Below are 19252 nucleotides of genomic sequence, written 5' to 3' on the forward strand. Positions count from 1 at the left end.
GGAGACGGCGGGTCGAGCCCCGTGTCGTGCTCGACCCGCCGCCACGACCGTGCGCCGCGCACGGTCGGCCTGACTCAGCCGGCGGCTGCGGTGCCGTCCTTGACGGCGGCGTTCCAGCCCTCGGCGGAGGATCGCTGTCCCGACTCGACACTGCGCAGCGCGTTCTCGACAGCATCGCGGACCGGGACGTTCTTGGCACCCAGGAACACCGGCTCCAGCGAGCTGGCGCCCGCCGCGAAGATCTTGCCGGTGGGGGCGTTGTTGAAGTACGGGTTGGAGAAGTCCAGCAGCTTCGGGTCGGTGTACAGGGTCGGGTTGGACGGCAGGTTGCCGACCTCCTCGAAGGCCCCCATCTGACCGTCGGCGCTGGTCAGGAAGTCGACCAGCTCGATCGCGAGCTTCTGGTGCTTGCTCTGCTTCGGCACCCCGAGGAAGGAGCCGCCCCAGTTGCCGCCGGCGCCCGGGACGGCCGCGACGTCCCACTTGCCGTTGCCCGACTCACCGGCCTGGTCCTTGATGTAGCCGGTCATCCAGGCCGGGCAGGCGACGGTCGCGAACGAGCCGTTCTTGAAGCCGGCGTTCCACTCGTTGGAGAAGGACTTCAGCTTGGCGCTGATCCCGGCGTCGACCATCTTCACCGACTCGTCCCAGGCGTCCTTGACCGCCGGGTTCGACTCGATCACGAGCTTGCCGTCCTTGTCGAAGTAGGTGTGGTCACCGGACTGCATCAGGATGGAGTTGTAGGTGTTCGTCGCCGCGTCGATGAAATGGACCTTGTCGTTCTTGATCCCGGACTGGAACCGCTTGCCGGTGGCGATGAAGTCGTCCCAGGTCGGCCACAGCGCGCTCACCTGGTCACGGTCGGTCGGGAGACCCGCCTTGGCGAACAGGTCGGTGCGGTAGCACATCGCCAGGCCGCCGACGTCGGTGCCGAGGCCGATCGTCGTCTTGCCGTCGGCGGTGGTGGCCTGCTGGTACTTCCAGGGCAGCCACTGGTCGGTCTTCTCGTTGGAGCCGTGGTCCTGGAAGTTCACGAACTTGTCGGCGCCCTCCAGCATGCTGATGACCTGGCCCTCCTCGATCGCGACCACGTCGCCGGCCCCGCTCCCGGCGGCGATGCGCTGGGTCAGCTGGGTGTTGTACTTCCCGAGGTCGCCCTCGGAGGACTCCACGATCTTGACGCCCGGGTGGTCCTTCTCGAACTGCTTGTAGAGCTTGTCGTAGCCGAAGTTCCCGAAGACGCTGACCCGGAGGGTGCCCGTCTCGCTGTCCGACCCGCCGTCGCCGCTGCCGCCGCACGCCGTCAGCCCGAGGGAAGCGACCATGCTGAGAGCCGCCAGCGCGGCGATCCTGTGTGAGTTCATGTCCGTCCTCGTCTCCTGGCCTCCCGGGATGGGAGCGTTCCCATGCACTGTGACCCCAGTCACACGCGAGTGTCAAGGGGTGAATGGGAACGTTCCCATCACGTCCTCGCCGGGTCGCCGTGCGCGCGCTGCGCAAGTCGCCGGTCCAACGCCACCGCGCCGAGCGCGAGAGCGAGCATCAGCGCCGCGACCAGCACGCAGTTCAAGGCCACCACCAGGTAGCCGTGCTCGTCGACGTCGAGGAAGGGGTACGGGTACCAGCCGGCGAACGCGCCCCGCACCAGCGTGTACGCGAGCCAGACCAGCGGCAGCACCAGGAACGGCCCGACGTCCGCCGCGGTCGCCCGGCCTCGCGGGCCGAGGACCAGCCAGCCGGCCACCGCCAGCAGGGGCACGACCACGTGCAGCAGCCGGTCGGCGAGCAGGTCGGCGCCGTGCAGGTCGAGCAGCGGGCGCAGGAAGAAGAAGTGCACGAGGCCGCCGCCGAAGCAGATCACCACGGCGTCGAGCCGCAGCGCCCGCCACACCCGGGTGTCCCGGTCCCGGCCGAACGCCAGCGTGCCGGTCGACCAGGCGACCAGCACGTTGCTCCAGATCGTCAGGTACGACGCGAACCGGACCAGCCGCGTCCCGCGGTCCGGCCGGTTCGTCTCGTCGAGGACCACGTGGCCCTGCCAGACGAGGACGAGCTGGAGGGCGACGGCGAAGGTCGCGACCAGGAAGGTGACCAGGTGGAACCAGCGTGCCCGCGTCATGGACGGAGACTAGGGGAGCCCCCGGATCACCCGCCGGCGACGGCCGGGATGATCGAGATCTGCACGCCGTCAGGGGTGGCGGTGCCGAGGTTCTCCAGGAAGCGGACGTCGTCGTTGCCGACGTACACGTTGACGAACCGGCGGATGTCGCCGGCGTCGTCGAGCACGCGCGCCTTGATGCCCGGGTGGTTCGCCTCGAGGTCCTCCAGCACGGCGGCCAGGTCGGCGCCCTCGGCGCTCACCTCGGACGCACCGCCGGTGTAGGTGCGCAGGATGGTGGGGATCCGGACGGACACGCTCATGGTGCAGGCTCTCCTCGGTAGTGGCGGATCAGGCTGCGCTGATCAGATGATGTCGGCGGCGGCGAAGGCGTCGTACGTCGGCGCGATCGTGGCGACCGGACCGACCTGACCGCTGATCGCGTCCAGCGTCTTCAGCCCGTGGCCGGTGTTGATCGCGACGGTCTCCAGCGTCGGGTCGAGCTGGCCGGTCTCGACGAGCTTCTTGAGCACCGCGACGGTGGTGCCGCCGGCCGTCTCGGTGAAGACGCCCTCGGTGCGGGCGAGCAGGACGATGCCGGCGCGGATCTCGTCGTCGGTGACCTCCTCGACAGCCCCGCCGCTGCGGCGGGTGATGTCGAGGACGTAGATGCCGTCGGCCGGGTTGCCGATCGCCAGCGACTTGGCGATGGTGTCCGGCTTGACCGGGCGGATCGCGTCGACGCCGGCCTTGAAGGCGGTGGCGACCGGGCCGCAGCCCTCGGCCTGGGCGCCGAAGATCTTGTAGGGCTTGTCCTCGACGAGGCCGAGCTTGATCAGCTCCTGGAACGCCTTGTCGACCTTGGTCAGCTGCGAGCCGGACGCGACCGGGATGACGATCTGGTCGGGGATCCGCCAGCCGAGCTGCTCGGCGATCTCGTAGCCCAGGGTCTTGGAGCCCTCGGCGTAGAACGGGCGGACGTTGACGTTCACGAACGCCCAGCCGTCCTCCTCGCCGGCGATCTCCGAGGCGAGCTTGTTGACGTCGTCGTAGTTGCCGTCGACTGCCACCAGCGACTCGGTGAAGATCGCGGAGTTGACCTGCTTCGGCTGCTCGAGGTTGCTCGGGATGAAGACGACGGTCTTGATCCCGGCCCGGGCGCCGGCGGCGGCGACCGCGTTGGCGAGGTTGCCGGTGGAGGGACAGGCGAAGACCTTCGAGCCGAACTCGCGAGCGGCGCTGAGGGCGCACGCGACGACGCGGTCCTTGAAGGAGTTGGTCGGGTTGGTGGAGTCGTCCTTGACCCAGAGCTTGTCGATGCCGAGCTCGCGGCCGAGGTTGTTCGCCTCCAGCAGGCGGGTGAAGCCCGGCTCGGTGTTCGGGGACTGCTCGATGTCGTCGGGGACCGGGAGCAGCGCCTTGTAGCGCCAGATGTTCGCGGGGCCGGCCTCGATCTGCTCGCGGGTGACGGCCGGGAAGTCGTAGGCGATCTCGAGCGGACCGAAGCACTCCAGACACGCGTAGTGCGGGCCGAGCTCCTGGGTGGTGCCGCACTCGCGGCAGATCAGCCCGGTGGCGTAGCCGAAGGCGCCGTCGCGGAGCACGGTGCCAGCAGTCGTCGTCGTAACGTCGCTCAAAGGAAGGCCTCCTTCTCATCTTCCCCGGGCCGACTCTCGGACCGGGACGGATTTGGCACCACACCGTCGAATCCGGCCGGCCTGGGATCAGGCGCGGAGCGGAGGCTCGAGCGGCGGTTGCCGGGACTTCGACGGGCCGTTTCCCTCAGTCCCTCTGGATGAGCTGTGCACCAGCCTAAGGAGGCGTCTCAGAATGTGCACATCGATTCCGGCATTTGAGACGCGCGTCTCGGACCGTGGTCAGCCCCCGAGGGCGTCGGCGAGCGTGCCGAGGAAGTCCATCACGCCGTCCGGGCCGGCCACCACGATGTCCGCCAGCTCGCGCAGCTCGGACTGCTCGTCGGATCCCGAGCAGACGAGCAGCGTCGGCACCCCCTCGGCCCGCAGCGCCAGCATCGTCTCGAACGCCGGCACGTCGCCGAGGTCGTCACCGACGAACACCGCGGCCTTCGCGCCGGTCTCGTCGATCAGCCGCCGCAGCGCGATGCCCTTGTCCATGCCGGCCGCCCGGATCTCGACCACGAACCGCCCCGGCTCGACGGTCAGGTTCCGGGCCTCGGCCGCCTCGCGCAGGATCGGCAGCACCCGCTCGAACGCCGCCCTCGGATCCGTCGAGCGCCGGGTGTGCACCGCGACCGCGAGGCCCTTCTCCTCGACCCAGGCGTCCGGGACGTCGGCCCGGCGGAGCAGCCGCGGCAGGTCGCCGATCAGGCTGGCGAGACCGGCCGGTGGCTTGGGAGAGACCACCCGGCGTACGCCGGAGGTCCAGCGCTCGTTCCCGTACTGACCGAGGACGACGAGCTCACGGCCGAGCTCGCCGATCGCGTTCCCGACCTCGTCGAGGCCGCCGAGGGCGAGCACCTGCCGGGCCGGTCGGCCGGTGACCACGGCGATCGTGCCCACCCGCGCGGCCAGGTCGACCAGCAGCGGCCCGGCGCGGTGGTGGATCAGCGCGACCTCGGGGTTCTCCACGATCGGCGAGAGGGTGCCGTCGAAGTCGAGCGCCACCAGCAGGTCGGCGCCCGCGCGGACCACGGCGTGGTACGCGTCGGCGCCGGTGGCGGAGCGGAACTCCATGGGTCCACTCAACCAGAGGTCGACCGGACCGCGCCTACTGGTAGTCAGCGGTGAGGATGACGGTCAGCCGGTCGGAGCGCATCGGGTCGACCGCCGGCTTCACGGACTTGATCCCGAGATCCTTGGCCAGCAGCTGCGCGGCGGCCTTCATCTTGTCGCCGTAGTACACCGTGCTGGTGTCGACGGTGCCGTACCAGTTGTCCGAGCCGACGACGTTCCAGCCGGCACCCTGGGCGCGGGTGGCGGTCTTGCCGGCCAGGCCCTTGACGTTGGAGTTGTTGAAGACGACGACGTAGAGCTGCCCCTTCTTCACCACCGGCGGCGGCTTGGGGGTCGCGGTCGGGGTGACGACGACGTCGGGCGCGGGCGTCTCGGGCGCCGCGGTCTGCGACGGCTTCGCGGTCGGCTTCGCGTGCGCCGAGGAGGTGGCGCTCGCGTTCGAGGCCACGTCGGCGTCGTCGTTCTGGGTCGCGATGAACACCAGGCCGCCGAGCGCGACGGCGGAGATGCTGAAGACCATCAGGCGGGTCGGGAGCACGAAACCGCGCTCGTCCCGGACCCGGGTGAACCTCATCGGAACACCCGTCAGAGCTCGAACCCGAGGCGGCGGGCCGAGCGCTGCCGCTGGCGGGCGGCACGGAGGCGACGCAGGCGACGGACCAGCAGCGGGTCGTGCGCGAGCGCCTCGGGACGGTCGATGAGGGCGTTGAGGACCTGGTAGTACCGCGTCGAGCTCATGTCGAACTTCTCGCGGACGGCGGTCTCCTTGGCGCCGGCGAACTTCCACCACTGGCGCTCGAAGTCGAGGATGCCGCGATCGCGCTCCGACAGCGCGCCGGACTCGCCGGGCTGACCGGAGTTCAGGGCGTGACTGGCGGCCATCGTCGTCGGCTCCTCGGGCTTGCTTCCATCAGACTCAGTCATGGGACTCCGGCCATCCTAGGGGACGAACCACACGGATGTCATTCGCCTCCCCGGAATGTCGCGAGCGGCCCGAAACGCCCCCGGAGCGCGCCCCGAGCGCGCCCCGAGCGCGCCCGGGCGCACCGGACCCGCCCGGACCTCTAGGGTGGGGACGTGACTGGAACGAGGCGCCGCGCCGCGGGCGCCGCACGCGCGGACCTGGTGATCGTCGCGAACCGGCTGCCCGTCGACCGGGTGGTGCAGCCGGACGGGTCGGTGACCTGGCGCCGCTCCCCCGGCGGCCTGGTCAGCGCACTGGCCCCGGTGATGGCCAAGCAGCCCGGCGCCTGGATCGGCTGGCCCGGCGACGTCGTCGAGGACGTGAAGCCCTTCGAGCACGAGGGCATGGCGCTGATCCCGGTCACGATCTCCGCCACGGAGTACGAGGAGTACTACGAGGGCTTCTCCAACGCCACCCTGTGGCCGCTCTACCACGACGTGGTCGCGAAGCCGGAGTTCCACCGCGAGTGGTGGGACTCCTACGTCGAGGTCAACCGCCGGTTCGCCGAGGCCGCCGCGGAAGCGGCCGCCGAGGGCGCGATGGTCTGGGTGCAGGACTACCAGCTCCAGCTGGTCCCGGCCCTGCTCCGCGAGCTCCGCGAGGACCTCCGGATCGGCTTCTTCCTGCACATCCCGTTCCCGCCCGCCGAGCTGTTCAGCCAGCTGCCCTGGCGCCGGCAGATCCTCGAGGGCCTGCTCGGCGCCGACATCGTCGGGTTCCAGCTCTCCGGCGCCGCGCAGAACTTCATCCGGCTGGTCCGCCAGCGGGTGGGGCACAAGACGCACCGCGACTCGGTCTACCTGCCCGACGGCCGGATGGTGACCGCGAAGGCCTACCCGATCTCGATCGACACCGCCGCGTTCGAGGCGCTCGCCGCCTCCCCGGAGGTGCAGGAGCGCGCCGCCCGGATCCGCTCGGACCTGGGCAACCCGCGCAAGCTCTTCCTCGGCATCGACCGGCTCGACTACACCAAGGGCATCTACGCCCGGCTGCGCGCCTTCAGCGAGCTCATCCACGACGGCCACTTCACCGTCGAGGACGCCACCTTCGTGCAGGTCGCCAGCCCGTCGCGGGAGCGCGTGGACCAGTACCGGATCCTGCGCGACGACATCGACCGCCTGGTCGGGCACATCAACGGCGACCTCGGCCGGATCGGCCGCCCGGCGATCTCCTACCTCAACGCGTCGTTCCCGCAGTCGGAGATGGCGGCCCTGTACGTCGCCGCCGACATCATGGTCGTCACGCCCTTCCGCGACGGGATGAACCTGGTCTCCAAGGAGTACGTCGCCTCCCGGATCGAGGGCGACGGGGCGCTGGTGCTCTCCGAGTTCGCCGGCGCCGCCGAGGAGCTGCGCCAGGCCTACCTGGTCAACCCCTACGACATCAACGGGATGAAGGCCCAGATGCTCGAGGCCTACCTGGCCGACGACAAGGAGCAGCGCCGCCGGATGAAGGCGATGCGCAAGACCGTCGCCGAGAACGACGTCGCCACCTGGGCGTCCTCGTTCTTCGAGGACCTCGCCCTGGTCCGGCAGGGGCACGACAAGCAGGTCAAGCCGGCCCGTCGGTCCTGACGGCGGCTCAGGCCTGCTTGCCCGACCCGAACATCCGGCCGACGACCTGGTCGAAGACCGCGTCCGGCGTGAGGTCGCGGCTCAGCGTGATCGCGCGGGCGCCCCGACCGACGGGGTAGCGGGCTGCCGGGCGGGCGGTCGTCGCGGCCTTGCGGATCTTGCGGGCCACCGTCTCCGGCGTCGACGCGCGGCCCGGCTTGTCGAACTCGGTCAGGACCTGGTGGGCGCGCTTGGCCCAGCGCGCGTAGGCGGTGCTGCCCGACCGCTCCAGCAGGGAGTCGCGGGCGATCTCGTTCCACTCGGTGATGATCGGCCCCGGCTCGATGATCACGACCTTGATGCCGAAGGGCTTGAGCTCCAGGCGCAGGCAGTCGCTGAACCCCTCCACCGCGAACTTCGTCGCGTGGTACCAGGCGCCGAACGGCTCGTAGAACTTCCCGCCGATCGAGCTCACGTTGACGATCCGGCCCGCGCCCTGCGCCCGCATGTGCGGGGTGACCAGCTGGGTGAGCCGGGCCAGGCCGAAGACGTTGACGTCGAACTGGCGGCGGGCCTCGTCGATCGGGACGTCCTCGACCGCGCCGTAGGAGCCGTAGCCCGCGTTGTTCACCAGCACGTCGATCCGGCCCTGCTCGGCGACGATCCGCTCGACGCCGGCGACCATCGAGGCGTCCTCGGTGACGTCCATGGCGAGCACGTGCGCACCGGCGGCGGCGAGGTCCTGCATCCGCTCGACGCGGCGGGCGACGGCGTACACGGTGAAGCCGGCGGCGAGCAGCTCGGTCACGGTGCGGGCGCCGATCCCGGAGGACGCGCCGGTCACCAGGGCGACGGGGGATCCGTTGGTCATGGGCCGTTCCTACCGGCCCGTCGCCGGGGTGTCCATGGTCGGACCAGGCTCTGGCCGGGGTCGCTTCGGTCACATCGCGGCGGTTTCGGACGAGCGACCCGTAACGCCGACCCGTAATTGGTAGTTTTCGAGGCATGGATCTGATCCCGAAGCCGGACCAGGTCGCCTCCGCCGCCAGCAACGTCGCGCACAAGATGCTGTACGGCGGGCTGGCGGACCTGCGCCCCATGCCCCGAACCCTCATCGACGACGGGCCGCTGCGCGAGGTCTACCACTACCGACCCCAGAAGCAGGTCCGCTCGACCGGGGACCCGGTCCTGCTGGTCACCCCGCTGGCCGCGCCGGCGCTCTGCTTCGACCTCCGCCGGGACTGCTCGCTGGTCGAGCACTTCGTCAAGGCCGGGCGCCCGACCTACCTCGTCGAGTACGGCGAGATCTCGTTCAAGGACCGCAACCTCGGGATGGAGCACTGGGTCGAGGAAGTCGTCCCGGAGGCGATCAAGGCCGCCAGCGAGCACGCCGGCGGCCGTCCGGTGCACGTGATCGGCTGGTCCCTCGGCGGGATCTTCGCGACCCTGGTCGCGGCCGCGCAGCCGAACCTGCCGATCGCCTCGCTGACCGTCGTCGGCTCCCCGTTCGACGTCCGCCAGGTCCCGCTCGTCGCCCCGCTGCGCCCGCTCCTGCGGCTCACCGACGGCGGCGTCGTCACCCAGATCTACCGGGCCATGGGCGGTGCCCCGAAGCCGCTGGTGCGGCGCGCGTTCCAGCTCAGCAGCGGCACCAAGGTGCTGACCAAGCCGCTGGCGATCCTGCAGCACCTCGACGACGCCGAGTGGCTGGCCCAGATCGAGGCCGTCGACCGGTTCACCGCGAACATGATCGCCTACCCGGGCCGCACCTTCGGGCAGATGTACCACCGGATGCTGAAGCACAACCAGCTCAGCGGCGGCAAGGTGGAGCTGTCCGGGCGCGAGATCGACCTCGCCGCGATCACGGCGCCGACCCTGGTCTTCGCCGGCAACACCGACGGCATCGCGCCGATCCCGGCGGTCAAGCACCTGGTGGGGCTGCTCAAGAACGCCCACGAGGTGCGCTTCGAGATCGTCCCCGGCGGGCATCTCGGCATGCTCACCGGCCGGGCGGCGCGTCGTACGACGTGGGTGGTGATGGACGAGTGGATCGCGCAGTACTCGACCCCGGACGACCGCTCGGAGGCCGCCGCCCCGAAGAAGGCCACCGCCAAGAAGGCCACCGCCAAGAAGGCAGCCGCCAAGAAGGCAGCCGCGAAGAAGGCGCCGGCGAAGAAGGCCGCGAAGAAGGCCGCTGCTCCCGCCGAGGTCGCACCGGACCGGTCCGCGATCGGCTCGAACCGCGAGCGGCGGTTCACCTCGTCCTCCTCCCGAGACCTGGCGCAGAAGCGATGAGGCGCGCGCTCCTCGGGGCCGCGCGCATCGGGCTGGTGGCGGTCTTCGCCGCGTCCGCGGCCGGCTGCGGCTCGGGCGGGCTCGGCGTCGGCGACACCGAGCAGCCGGTCCGCGAGATCAAGCAGTACGTCGCCCTCGGGGACGCCTACGCCTCGGCGCCGTACGCGGGGACGACCGACCCGGCCGGCGGCTGCCTGCGCTCGCAGGACAACTACCCGGCCCTGGTCGCCGCGCACCTGAAGGTCGACCTCACCGACGTGACCTGCACCGGCGCCACCTCGGACGCGGTGCTGCACGCCTCGGACTCCCCCGACGGCAGCGGCCGGCTGCCCGCGCAGCTCGACGCACTGACCCCGGGCACCGACCTGGTCACGCTCACGGTCGGGATCCAGGACGCCGACCTCCTGAACCGCGGGTTCCGGGTCTGCATGGTGCTGCCCTGCGGGAAGCAGCAGATCCCCGCGGCCACCCTCGCGCCCGAGGCCGCCGCGGCCGGGCAGGCGATCACCCAGGTGGTGCGGGCGATCCAGGACAAGGCGCCGTCGGCGTACATCGTGGTCGTCGGCTACCCGAAGGTGATCCCGGACGAGAACCCGTGCCCCGCGGTCGCGACCGCACGCGCCGAGGACTACGCCGGGACCGCGCTCATGTTCACCCAGTTCCAGGCGTACGCCGAGTCGGCGGCCCGGCAGACCGGCTCGTACTTCGCCGACCTGTGGCCGGCGACGTCGAGCCACGACGTCTGCTCCACCGAGCCGTGGGTCCGCCCGGCGAGCGCGCCGCGCGGGCGGAACTTCGCGCTGATGCCGCTGGCCCCCGCGCAGCAGGCGGCGGCGGACGCCGTCGACGCCGTGGTCCAGGGGCTCGCGGCGCGCTGAGCGTCACCACGGCACGCCTATCATCGACCGCGATGCGCACCCGACGCCCCCTCCCCCGGTACGCCGCGACTTTGGTCGCGCTGGTCGCCGTGTCCGCCGCCCTCGCCGGTTGCGGCGGCGGCAGCGACCCGGGCAAGGAGCCCGTCGACGCCCGGGCCTACGCGGCCCTCGGCGACTCCTACTCCTCGGGCGCCGGGATCACCCCGGTCGACGACCTGGCCTGCTACCGCTCGGAGCAGGACTATCCCAAGCTGCTCGCCGCGAAGCTCGACCTGCAGGTCGACGACGTGACCTGCGGCGGCGCCGAGACCACGAACCTGAGCGAGCGCCAGACCCAGGGAGGCGGCGTGAACCCGCCGCAGCTCGACGCGGTCGACGCGCAGACCAGCCTGGTCACTCTCGGCATCGGCCTCAACGACAAGGGTCTTGCCTACGTGCTCAGCTACGCCTGCCTGCCCAGCGCCGGCGCGAAGGCCACCTGCGACGCCTACCTGAAGCTGCCCTACAGCGACGTGCAGGAGGCGATCACCGCGGCCGTGGCGCGGGTCGGATCGGCGCTGGACGAGATCAAGTCCCGGGCGCCGGAGGCCCAGGTCGTGCTGGTCGGCTACCCACGCGGGCTGCCCGAGACCGGCTCCTGCCCGGCGAAGCTGCCGCTGCCGCAGGCCGCCCTGGACCGCGGACGGCGCGCCGCCGCGGACATCGAGGCGGCGTACAAGCAGGTGGCCGCCGACGAGAAGGTCACCTACCTGAGCACGTACGACGCCTCCGAGGGCCACGACATCTGCTCGGCGGACCCGTGGGTCAACGGGATCAAGGGGGCGGGGTCGCTGGGCGCCTCGCTGCACCCGACGCTGACCTACCACCAGGCGGTCGCCGGGATGCTCGCGCCGCTGGTGAAGAAGTGAGCCGGCGCTGAGCACCCTCGACGACCTGGTCGGCCGGGGGCTGGTCGCGGCGGACTGGGCCGAGGCGCTGGCCCCGGTCGAGCCCGACCTCGTCGCGATGGGTCGCTTCCTGCGTGACGAGATCGCCGCCGGCCGCGGCTACCTGCCCGCCGGCGACCAGGTGCTGCGCGCGTTCCAGCGGCCGCTGGCCGAGGTGAAGGTGCTCGTCGTCGGGCAGGACCCGTACCCGACGCCGGGCCACCCGGTGGGGCTGTCCTTCTCGGTCGCCCCGGACGTGCGGCCGCTGCCGCCGAGCCTGGTGAACATCTACAAGGAGCTCTGCGCCGACCTCGGGGTGCCACCGCCGTCGACCGGCGACCTGTCGCCGTGGGCCGACGCCGGCGTGCTGCTGCTGAACCGGACCCTCACGGTCACGCCGGGGGTCTCCAACGCGCACCGCGGCAAGGGCTGGGAGCCGGTCACCGAGCGGGCGATCACGGTGCTCGCCGAGCGCGGCGGCCCGCTGGCGGCGATCCTCTGGGGACGGGACGCGCAGTCGCTCAAGCCGCGGCTGGGCCCGGTCCCGTGGGTCGAGTCGGTGCACCCGAGCCCGCTGTCGGCGCACCGCGGGTTCTTCGGCTCCCGGCCGTTCAGCCGGGTGAACGCGCTGCTCGTCGAGCAGGGCGGCGCGCCGGTGGACTGGAAGCTGCCGTAGCGGGAACCTGGGAGTCAGGAACATAGACAGTTACTTGAATGTTGAACTAACATGACTCCCATGAACGACCGGATGCCTGCTCTGTACATCGGCCACGGAGCGCCGCCGCTCCTCGACGACCCCGTGTGGTCGGGCCAGCTGCGCGACCTCGCCGGCACGTTCGCCCGCCCGCGCGCGATCCTCATCGTCAGCGCGCACTGGGAGTCCGCACCGCTCTCGCTGAGCGCCAGCGGTCCGGGCACCGAGCTGGTCTACGACTTCGGCGGCTTCGACCCGAAGTACTACCGGATGCGCTACGACACCCCGGACGCCACCGCCCTCGCCCAGCGGGTCGCCGCGATGATGCCGGACACCGAGCAGGTGCACCAGCACGCCAGCCGCGGCCTCGACCACGGCGCCTGGGTGCCGCTGACGATCATGTACCCCGAAGCCGACATCCCGGTGCTGCAGATGTCGCTGCCGACCCAGGACCCCTACCAGCTGCTCACCCTGGGCAGCCGGCTGCGCGAGCTCCGCGACGAGGGCGTCCTGGTGATCGGGTCCGGCTTCCTCACCCACGGCCTGCCGTTCCTCACCGACTTCCGGATCGACGCCGCCGCCCCCGGCTGGTCGACCGACTTCGACCACTGGGCGGCCGAGGCGCTCTCCCGCGGCGACGTGGCCGAGCTGGCGTCGTACCGGACGAAGGCGCCGGGGATGCCGTACGCGCACCCGACCGTCGAGCACTACACGCCGCTCTTCGTCACCCTCGGCGCCGCCCTCGACCCCGAGGCCCCCGGCGACCAGGTCATCGACGGCTTCTGGCTCGGCCTCTCCAAGCGCAGCCTGCTCGTCGCCTGACCGTTGAATGGGGACTTCCGGTCCGTTGAGTTGGGGACGGAGTCTCCAACTCAACGGACCGGAAGTCCCCATTCAACGTGCTTGGGTCAGGCTCCCAGGATGAGCGAGGCGGCCATCTCGCCGATCATGATGGCCGGGGCGTTGGTGTTGCCGCCGGTGATCGACGGCATGATCGAGGCGTCCGCGACGCGCAGGCCCTCGACGCCACGGACCTTGAGGTCGGGACCGACGACGGAGAGCTCGTCGACGCCCATCCGGCAGGTGCCGACGCCGTGGTAGATCGAGGTCGCGCGGTTCAGGATCTCCTGGCGCAGCTCGCTGCCCTTCAGGCCGATGCCCGGGTGGATCTCCTCCTTGCAGGCACCGCCGAAGGCCTTGTCGGCCATGATCGCGCGGGTCATCTCCGAGCCCTCGAGGAGCAGGTCCAGGTCGGTGGACTCGGCGAGGTAGTTGAAGTCGATCAACGGGGTCGCCGTCGGGTCGGCCGACGACAGCCGCAGGGTTCCCCGGCTCTTCGGGTAGATCAGCGAGACCAGCACGGTCATCGCCGTACGGGGGTCGACGTCGTGGCGGATCGCCTCGTCCTGGTTCGGCGAGACGTAGGACCACGGCAGCATGTGCAGCTGCATGTTCGGGACGTCGCCCACGGCCTGCGAGGTCTTGACGAACCCGACCGACTCGAAGACCGAGTTCGCCAGGAACGTCGTCCCCGGGCGCATGATCTCCTTCGCGATGCCCTTGGCGAAGAAGAAGGCGTTGCCCTTCATCTTCGTCGAGGTGGTGTGGAAGGTCAGCGCGTGGAACATGTGGTCGTGCAGGTTGTCGCCGACCGGCAGGTCCGAGACGACCTGGATGCCGTGGTCGCGCAGGTGCTGGGCGTGGCCGACGCCGGAGAGCATCAGCAGCTGGGCCGAGCCGACGAAGCCGGCCGAGAGGATGACCTCCTTGCCGGCGCGGATCGTCCGCGTGCCGCCCTTCTTGTCCGTCACCTCGACGCCGGTGGCGCGGCCGTTCTCGATGTTGACCTTGGTGACCATCACCTCGCTCTGCAGCTCGAGGGTGGCCGGGGCGAGGTTGTGCACGTAGCCGCGGGAGGCGCTGTAGCGCAGGCCCTCGGCGGCGTTCTGCTGCATGTAGGAGATGCCCTCCTGGGAGGCACCGTTGTAGTCCTCGTTGATCGGCACGCCGAGCACGTTCGAGGTGGCCTCGAGGAACTGGTGGGTGCCCTCCTGCGGGAACTTGCACTTCGAGATCCGGATCGGACCGCCGGCGCCGCGGTAGTCGTCCGCGCCGCCCTCGAAGTCCTCCATCCGCTTGTACGCCGCGTTGACCGAGTCGGCGTCCCAGCCGGTGTTGCCCTCGGCCGCCCAGGAGTCGTAGTTGGCGCGGTTGCCGCGGACGTAGACCATGCCGTTGACCGAGGACGAGCCGCCGACGACCTTGCCGCGCGGGACCGGCATCTTGCGGTCGAGGATGTGCTTCTGCGGCACGGAGTAGAAGCCCCAGTCGACGGTCTTCTTGATCTCCGGCACGGCGTGCATCGGGCCGATCATGCCGGGCTTCTTGACGAGGAACTTCTCGTCGCTCTTGCCCGCCTCGAGCAGGATCACGCTGTGACCCGCCTGCGCGAGGCGGCCGGCGACCGCGCTCCCCGAGCTGCCCGATCCGACGACGACGTAGTCAGCCTCGTTGGCCCGCTGCTTTGCCATGCTTCATCCTCATTCATCCGACGGGGGTGAGCCGGGTCACCCCGAGCTCGGATAAATGTAACAAGTTCTAGTTTGCTGGAACAGACGCGTCCCGATACTGGGCCGAAGGTCCCGAGGACCGGGAGTGGCAGGATCGGGGGCGTGCGGATCCTCTCCATCCAGTCAGCGGTCGCCTACGGCCACGTCGGCAACAGCGCCGCCGTCTTCCCGCTGCAGCGCCTGGGCCACGAAGTCCTGCCGGTCAACACCGTCAACTTCTCCAACCACACCGGGTACGGCGCCTGGCGCGGCCCCGTGCTCGCCGGCGCCGACGTCCGCGAGGTGATCCTCGGGATCGAGGAGCGCGGCGCCCTCGCCGAGGTCGACCTGGTGCTCTCCGGCTACCAGGGAAGCCCGGAGATCGCCGACGTCGTCCTGGACGCGGTCGCACGGGTGAAGGCGGCGAACCCGGCGGCCCGCTACGCCTGCGACCCGGTGATGGGCAACGCCCGCAGCGGCTGCTTCGTCGACCCGGCGATCCCGGTGCTGCTGCGCGAGCAGGTCGTCGCGCGGGCCGACGTGATCACCCCGAACCAGTTCGAGCTCGCCTACCTGACCGAGGCGTTCGACGGCTCCGCCGAGGCGCCGGCCCCGACGCTCGACACCGTGATCGCGGCCGCGCACGCCGCCCGCGCTACCGGCCCGGACACCGTCCTGGTCACCAGCGTCGAGCACGCCGGCCAGGCCGAGGGCACCATCTCGATGCTGGCGGTGACCGGTGCGGGCACCTGGCAGGTGACCACGCCGCGGCTGGCGATGAAGGCCAACGGGTCCGGCGACGTCACGGCCGCGTTGTTCTCCGCGCACCTGAGCGGGACGGGCGACCCCGCGGCCGCCCTGGCCCGGACGACCTCCAGCGTCTTCGACCTGCTCACCAACACCCTCCAGGCCGGCGCCCGCGAGCTCCGGCTGGTCGAGTCGCAGGAGACCTACGCGCACCCGCGGATGCAGTTCTTGGTCGAGCAGGTCGGCTAGCTCCCCCCAGGATCAGCCGCCGTAGTACTCGGCGACCCGGTCCGTCTCGTGCTCGGTGATCTGCCGGGTCTCCGCGACCGAGGTCCGCAGGTCGGCGGGGAGCGGGGCCGAGCACGCCGCGCCGGCGCAGTCCTTGTAGCGCAGCCACACCCGCTGCATCCGGGCGAGCACGTCGGCGTACGCCGGGTCGGCCGCCAGGTTCTGCAGCTCCAGCGGGTCGCGCTCGAGGTCGTAGAGCTCCTTCTCGTCGGTGGAGTACTCGGTCAGCTTCCACCGGCCGAGCCGGATCCCACGGGTGTTCAGCTGGGAGTTCCACGGACCGTGGAAGTCCGTCGTCGGGTAGTTGCCCATCCGGCCCTCGGTGACGACCGGCCGGTCCCAGCCGCGGTCCCCACCGGTGATCACCGGGGTCAGGTCGACGCCGTCGGCCTTCGGCATCCGGCCGATCCCGGCGAACGCCGAGAAGGTCGGCGCCAGGTCGACCGTGGTGATCGGGTCGTAGCGGCGGCCGTGCGGGATCCCCGGACCGCTGATCAGGAACGGCACCCGCAGCGACGGCTCGTGCAGCTCGATCTTCCCCTGGCGCTTGCGGTGCTCGCCCAGGTAGTAGCCGTTGTCGGAGGTGAACGCCAGCACGGTCCGGTCGTACTGCCCGGTCTTGCGCAGCGTCGCGAGCGTCTTGCCGATCTCGCGGTCCAGCACGTACAGCGCCTCCGCGCGCTGCCGGCTGATCGTCGTCTCGGCGGCCTTCTCGGCATCGTTGAGCTCGGGGTAGCGGCGCAGCCACTTCGGCTTGTCCGAGACGTCGGCCTCGGCGGACCCGTGCGCCGGCGTGCCCAGTCCGTGGGTGATCCGGTCGTCGAAGCGGCCCTTGACCCAGGCCGGCCGGGCCGGCGTCACCCAGCGGATGTGACCGGGGCCGGTGCCGCGCAGGGTGAGCCGCGGGTCGTCGGGCTCGCGCGGGCTGCCGTGGTGCGGGGCGATCGGGGTGAACCACACGAACCACGGCTGCTTCGCGGCGGAGAACCGCGTGATCAGGTTCCGCGTCTGCCGGGCGAGCACCGAGGTGTTGTACCTCCCGGGGAAGGACTTGATCGTGCCGTCGATGTTCTGGGTCAGGTGGAAGTAGGCGTAGGTGCCGCCGTGCATCACAGTGCCGTCGTACTTCTCGCCGGGGCGCCACTTGTGGTCCGACCCGGCGTGCCAGGCGGTCCAGCCCGGCGGTACGTAGGTGAGCGACGGCTCGTCGGTGCCGTGGATCGCCTGCTCGCCGTACCCGTTGAGGTACTTGCCGACCAGCGCCGTCTGGTAGCCGGCGTCGTGCAGCCGGGTCGCGACCGTCGTCGAGTCGTCGAACGAGCCGAACCCGAACGGCGAGACATGGCTGAGGACGTGGTGATTGTGGGCGTAGCGGCCGGTGAGGAAGCTGGCGCGCGACGGGCAGCACAGCGGGTACGGCGCGAAGGAGTTCTCGAACGTCAGGCCGGTGCCGCCGAGGAACTTCCGCACGTTCGGCATCCAGCGCAGCTCGTCGGTGCGCATGTCGTCGGCCTCGATGACCAGGATGTTCGGCCGGTCCACCGCCGCGGGCGCGCCGGTCGCGGTCGGCACCGGGGCCGGGCTCGTGGGTCCGGCCGCGGGCCGGTCGGACCCGCCGCCGCACGCGGCCAGAGCGGCGACCAGGCCGGCCAGCAGCGCGGCCACGCCGGCGGCACGTGCGGTGCGATGGGTGCGCGCGTCGATCACAGTTCCCCTTCTCGGCACCGTGCTGGCGCCTCCACGGCCTGGTCGGTGAGCGCGCCTGCGCTCGGCCGCCGCCAGCCTACGTGCCGCGATCAGGGCTCCCGTTCCGCCATGCTGGGCGGGTGATCCACCTCAGACTGTCCCTGCCGTCCGACCTCGCCGAATCCGTCATCGAGGAGCTGCGTTCCGATCCCGCGGTGAGCAGTCTGTCGCGCCTGCCCGGGGCGTGCGTCCGCCCGGAGGGCGGCGACGTGATCATGGTCGACGTCGCCCGCGAGGCGGCCAACGCCGTCATCGAGCGGTTGCACGCGCTCGGCGTCGGCGTGGAGGGGACGGTGCACATCGAGGACGTCGGTGCCTGGTTCTCGCGGCCCGCCTTCGAGGCCGAGCGGCTGGCGCCGGGCAGCAGCGCCGACGCCGTCGTCTGGGCGGACGTCACCTACCGGTCCTACGAGGAGTCGGAGCTGAACTGGACCTACGGCGCGTTCCTCACCCTCGCGACGCTGATCGCGGCGATCGCGATCGTGCTCGACTCCCAGATCCTCACCATCGGCGCCATGGTGATCGGCCCCGAGTTCGCGCCGATCGCCGCGCTCGGCGTTGCCCTGGTACGACGCCGCCCCGCACTGCTGCGCCGGGCGGCGAGCACTCTGGCGATCGGCTTCGTCCTCGCGATCGCGCTGACCACGCTGGCGGCGCTGGCCGCCCGGGCCCTCGGCTGGGTCACCGTCGAGCAGGTCACCGCGGACCGGCCCGCCACCGGATTCATCTACACGCCCGACAAGTGGTCGTTCATCGTGGCGGTGATCGCGGCGGCCGCGGGGGTGCTGTCCCTGACCTCGGCGCGGGTCGGCGGCCTCTCCGGGGTGTTCATCTCAGTGACCACGGTGCCGGCGGCCGGCAACATCGCCCTCGGGCTCGCCTTCGGCCTCAGCCAGGAGACCTACGGCAGCTCGGCGCAGCTGCTCCTGAACATCTCCGCGATGGCGGTCGCCGGCTGGCTGACCCTGCTGCTGCAGCAGCAGGTGTGGAAGCGGATCCTGCACCGCCGGGAGCGGTTCGCGACGTCCGGCTGAGCCCGGGAGCAGGACGGCCGCGACGACCTCAGCGCTCGTGCGCCGTCCGGTCGATCTGCCAGGCGATGAAGTCCTCGGCCAGGGTGCGGACGTGGTCCCACTGCTGGTCGGAGACTCCGGCCGGGCGCCGGAAGCGCAGCACGTCGTCCTGCTGCTCCAGGGTGTGCCGGGGGCCGCCGGAACCGCTGTCGGGATCGGGGGCAGGGCCACCGGCGGCGATCATGCGGAGGGTGCCGGCCGGCCAGTCGAGCGCGCGCTCGATCTTGCCCTGGGTCCCGAGCTTCGGCCAGCGCTTGCCGTTGAGGAAGTCGCCGATCGTGCCGGGGTCGGCCTTGGTCGCCGCGACGAGCTGGGTGTTGTTCCACTCCAGGTGCGCCATCCGCGCGGCGACGGCGTCTGCCGCGCGCTGCTGGTTCTTCGTCTGGGCCATCGACCTGTGTGCTCCGGATTTGTCGTCCAGTTGGCTGGAGAACTGAGGGAACATCACGCGTCGTAGCGTTGTACACCGTGGAAGTTGACCGGGAATAATACCGCGAAACGTGTCTCCAAGGCGCCGAGCGTGCGCGATCTTCCCCGGATATCGGCAGATGTGCCTCACAGTTACCGTCCACAATCGGAAGATCGATGGCACCACCAGGGCGGATCATGGGAAAAAATGCCCGGTTTCATCCGGTGTGTCATGGAGCCGGTGACAGGATTCGAACCCGCGACCCTCTTATTACAAGTAAGACGCTCTACCAACTGAGCTACACCGGCGAGCGGTCCG

General features: G+C 70.8%; 19 protein-coding genes, 1 tRNA gene and 1 riboswitch. Of the genes, 8 read left to right on the forward strand and 12 right to left on the reverse strand.

Annotated features, from left to right (window positions below; translation table 11 throughout):
• Positions 1–74: 74 nt before the first annotated feature.
• The 7 genes from AB4Y76_RS03550 to AB4Y76_RS03580 all read right to left on the reverse strand — a co-directional run bounded on the left by AB4Y76_RS03550 (position 75) and on the right by AB4Y76_RS03580 (position 5694).
• Positions 75–1364, reverse strand: a complete 1290-nt coding sequence (locus AB4Y76_RS03550) for an ABC transporter substrate-binding protein (RefSeq protein ID WP_441922192.1) — start codon at positions 1362–1364, stop codon at positions 75–77.
• Between the two features lie 98 nt (positions 1365–1462).
• Positions 1463–2119, reverse strand: coding sequence for a Pr6Pr family membrane protein (locus tag AB4Y76_RS03555; RefSeq protein WP_441922194.1), 657 nt, complete (start codon positions 2117–2119; stop codon positions 1463–1465).
• 26 nt (positions 2120–2145) lie between these two features.
• On the reverse strand, positions 2146–2421 hold the full coding sequence (locus tag AB4Y76_RS03560) for a MoaD/ThiS family protein (RefSeq protein WP_441922196.1): 276 nt from the start codon (positions 2419–2421) through the stop codon (positions 2146–2148).
• 42 nt (positions 2422–2463) lie between these two features.
• A complete protein-coding gene (gene thrC / locus AB4Y76_RS03565) occupies positions 2464–3735 on the reverse strand; it encodes a threonine synthase (RefSeq protein ID WP_441922198.1) in 1272 nt (423 codons plus the stop codon).
• Between the two features lie 12 nt (positions 3736–3747).
• Positions 3748–3900, reverse strand: a riboswitch (SAM riboswitch).
• A 75-nt stretch (positions 3901–3975) separates the two neighbouring features.
• Positions 3976–4812 carry a trehalose-phosphatase gene (gene otsB, locus AB4Y76_RS03570; protein WP_441922200.1) on the reverse strand — a complete coding sequence of 279 codons (837 nt, stop codon included), beginning with the start codon at positions 4810–4812 and terminating at the stop codon, positions 3976–3978.
• A 34-nt stretch (positions 4813–4846) separates the two neighbouring features.
• Positions 4847–5386, reverse strand: coding sequence for a LytR C-terminal domain-containing protein (locus tag AB4Y76_RS03575; protein ID WP_441922202.1), 540 nt, complete (start codon positions 5384–5386; stop codon positions 4847–4849).
• Between the two features lie 11 nt (positions 5387–5397).
• Positions 5398–5694 (reverse strand): DUF3263 domain-containing protein, encoded by a 297-nt coding sequence (locus AB4Y76_RS03580; protein ID WP_441922424.1) that lies wholly within the window; start codon positions 5692–5694, stop codon positions 5398–5400.
• A 195-nt stretch (positions 5695–5889) separates the two neighbouring features.
• Between AB4Y76_RS03580 and AB4Y76_RS03585 the strand changes: the two genes are divergently transcribed.
• Positions 5890–7350: an alpha,alpha-trehalose-phosphate synthase (UDP-forming) gene (locus AB4Y76_RS03585; RefSeq protein ID WP_441922204.1), complete on the forward strand. Its 1461-nt coding sequence runs from the start codon at positions 5890–5892 to the stop codon at positions 7348–7350.
• Positions 7351–7357: 7 nt separating this feature from the next.
• On the opposite strand, the gene AB4Y76_RS03590 is transcribed toward AB4Y76_RS03585, so the two are convergent.
• Positions 7358–8200 carry an oxidoreductase gene (locus AB4Y76_RS03590; RefSeq protein WP_441922206.1) on the reverse strand — a complete coding sequence of 281 codons (843 nt, stop codon included), beginning with the start codon at positions 8198–8200 and terminating at the stop codon, positions 7358–7360.
• A gap of 134 nt (positions 8201–8334) precedes the next feature.
• Here AB4Y76_RS03590 and AB4Y76_RS03595 point away from each other — a divergent pair, with 134 nt between their 5' ends.
• From AB4Y76_RS03595 to AB4Y76_RS03615, 5 genes are read left to right on the forward strand one after another with little or no spacing between them, the layout of a single operon-like run.
• Complete coding sequence (locus tag AB4Y76_RS03595) at positions 8335–9624, forward strand: alpha/beta fold hydrolase (RefSeq protein WP_441922208.1); 1290 nt, start codon at positions 8335–8337, stop codon at positions 9622–9624.
• Positions 9621–10502 carry an SGNH/GDSL hydrolase family protein gene (locus tag AB4Y76_RS03600; RefSeq protein ID WP_441922210.1) on the forward strand — a complete coding sequence of 294 codons (882 nt, stop codon included), beginning with the start codon at positions 9621–9623 and terminating at the stop codon, positions 10500–10502. The genes AB4Y76_RS03595 and AB4Y76_RS03600 overlap by 4 nt, the downstream gene beginning before the upstream one ends.
• A gap of 32 nt (positions 10503–10534) precedes the next feature.
• Entirely contained in the window at positions 10535–11410 is an 876-nt protein-coding gene (locus AB4Y76_RS03605) for an SGNH/GDSL hydrolase family protein (protein WP_441922212.1), read from the forward strand.
• A gap of 7 nt (positions 11411–11417) precedes the next feature.
• Positions 11418–12104 (forward strand): uracil-DNA glycosylase, encoded by a 687-nt coding sequence (locus AB4Y76_RS03610; RefSeq protein WP_441922426.1) that lies wholly within the window; start codon positions 11418–11420, stop codon positions 12102–12104.
• Between the two features lie 60 nt (positions 12105–12164).
• Entirely contained in the window at positions 12165–12944 is a 780-nt protein-coding gene (locus tag AB4Y76_RS03615) for a dioxygenase family protein (RefSeq protein WP_441922214.1), read from the forward strand.
• 86 nt (positions 12945–13030) lie between these two features.
• On the opposite strand, the gene AB4Y76_RS03620 is transcribed toward AB4Y76_RS03615, so the two are convergent.
• Positions 13031–14653, reverse strand: a complete 1623-nt coding sequence (locus AB4Y76_RS03620) for a GMC family oxidoreductase (protein WP_441922216.1) — start codon at positions 14651–14653, stop codon at positions 13031–13033.
• Positions 14654–14794: 141 nt separating this feature from the next.
• Between AB4Y76_RS03620 and pdxY the strand changes: the two genes are divergently transcribed.
• Positions 14795–15667 (forward strand): pyridoxal kinase PdxY, encoded by an 873-nt coding sequence (gene pdxY / locus AB4Y76_RS03625; RefSeq protein ID WP_441922218.1) that lies wholly within the window; start codon positions 14795–14797, stop codon positions 15665–15667.
• Positions 15668–15679: 12 nt separating this feature from the next.
• On the opposite strand, the gene AB4Y76_RS03630 is transcribed toward pdxY, so the two are convergent.
• A complete protein-coding gene (locus tag AB4Y76_RS03630) occupies positions 15680–17413 on the reverse strand; it encodes a sulfatase family protein (RefSeq protein ID WP_441922220.1) in 1734 nt (577 codons plus the stop codon).
• 119 nt (positions 17414–17532) lie between these two features.
• Here AB4Y76_RS03630 and AB4Y76_RS03635 point away from each other — a divergent pair, with 119 nt between their 5' ends.
• Positions 17533–18486, forward strand: a complete 954-nt coding sequence (locus AB4Y76_RS03635; RefSeq protein ID WP_441922222.1) for a DUF389 domain-containing protein — start codon at positions 17533–17535, stop codon at positions 18484–18486.
• A 28-nt stretch (positions 18487–18514) separates the two neighbouring features.
• On the opposite strand, the gene AB4Y76_RS03640 is transcribed toward AB4Y76_RS03635, so the two are convergent.
• Positions 18515–18916: a hypothetical protein gene (locus AB4Y76_RS03640; protein ID WP_441922224.1), complete on the reverse strand. Its 402-nt coding sequence runs from the start codon at positions 18914–18916 to the stop codon at positions 18515–18517.
• A 250-nt stretch (positions 18917–19166) separates the two neighbouring features.
• A tRNA-Thr gene (locus tag AB4Y76_RS03645) sits at positions 19167–19242 on the reverse strand.
• Positions 19243–19252 lie beyond the last annotated feature (10 nt).

Source organism: Marmoricola sp. RAF53 (assembly GCF_052114005.1).
In the GTDB taxonomy this organism is placed as follows: domain Bacteria; phylum Actinomycetota; class Actinomycetes; order Propionibacteriales; family Nocardioidaceae; genus Marmoricola.

Bases quoted from the DNA above. Each gene is read 5' to 3' on its own strand.
- AB4Y76_RS03550 (WP_441922192.1), bottom strand. From the start codon at position 1,364: ATGAACTCACACAGGATCGCCGCGCTGGCGGCTCTCAGCATGGTCGCT.
- AB4Y76_RS03555 (WP_441922194.1), bottom strand. From the start codon at position 2,119: ATGACGCGGGCACGCTGGTTCCACCTGGTCACCTTCCTGGTCGCGACC.
- AB4Y76_RS03560 (WP_441922196.1), bottom strand. From the start codon at position 2,421: ATGAGCGTGTCCGTCCGGATCCCCACCATCCTGCGCACCTACACCGGC.
- otsB (WP_441922200.1), bottom strand. From the start codon at position 4,812: ATGGAGTTCCGCTCCGCCACCGGCGCCGACGCGTACCACGCCGTGGTC.
- AB4Y76_RS03575 (WP_441922202.1), bottom strand. From the start codon at position 5,386: ATGAGGTTCACCCGGGTCCGGGACGAGCGCGGTTTCGTGCTCCCGACC.
- AB4Y76_RS03580 (WP_441922424.1), bottom strand. From the start codon at position 5,694: ATGGCCGCCAGTCACGCCCTGAACTCCGGTCAGCCCGGCGAGTCCGGC.
- AB4Y76_RS03590 (WP_441922206.1), bottom strand. From the start codon at position 8,200: ATGACCAACGGATCCCCCGTCGCCCTGGTGACCGGCGCGTCCTCCGGG.
- AB4Y76_RS03595 (WP_441922208.1), top strand. From the start codon at position 8,335: ATGGATCTGATCCCGAAGCCGGACCAGGTCGCCTCCGCCGCCAGCAAC.
- AB4Y76_RS03600 (WP_441922210.1), top strand. From the start codon at position 9,621: ATGAGGCGCGCGCTCCTCGGGGCCGCGCGCATCGGGCTGGTGGCGGTC.
- AB4Y76_RS03605 (WP_441922212.1), top strand. From the start codon at position 10,535: ATGCGCACCCGACGCCCCCTCCCCCGGTACGCCGCGACTTTGGTCGCG.
- AB4Y76_RS03615 (WP_441922214.1), top strand. From the start codon at position 12,165: ATGAACGACCGGATGCCTGCTCTGTACATCGGCCACGGAGCGCCGCCG.
- AB4Y76_RS03620 (WP_441922216.1), bottom strand. From the start codon at position 14,653: ATGGCAAAGCAGCGGGCCAACGAGGCTGACTACGTCGTCGTCGGATCG.
- AB4Y76_RS03640 (WP_441922224.1), bottom strand. From the start codon at position 18,916: ATGGCCCAGACGAAGAACCAGCAGCGCGCGGCAGACGCCGTCGCCGCG.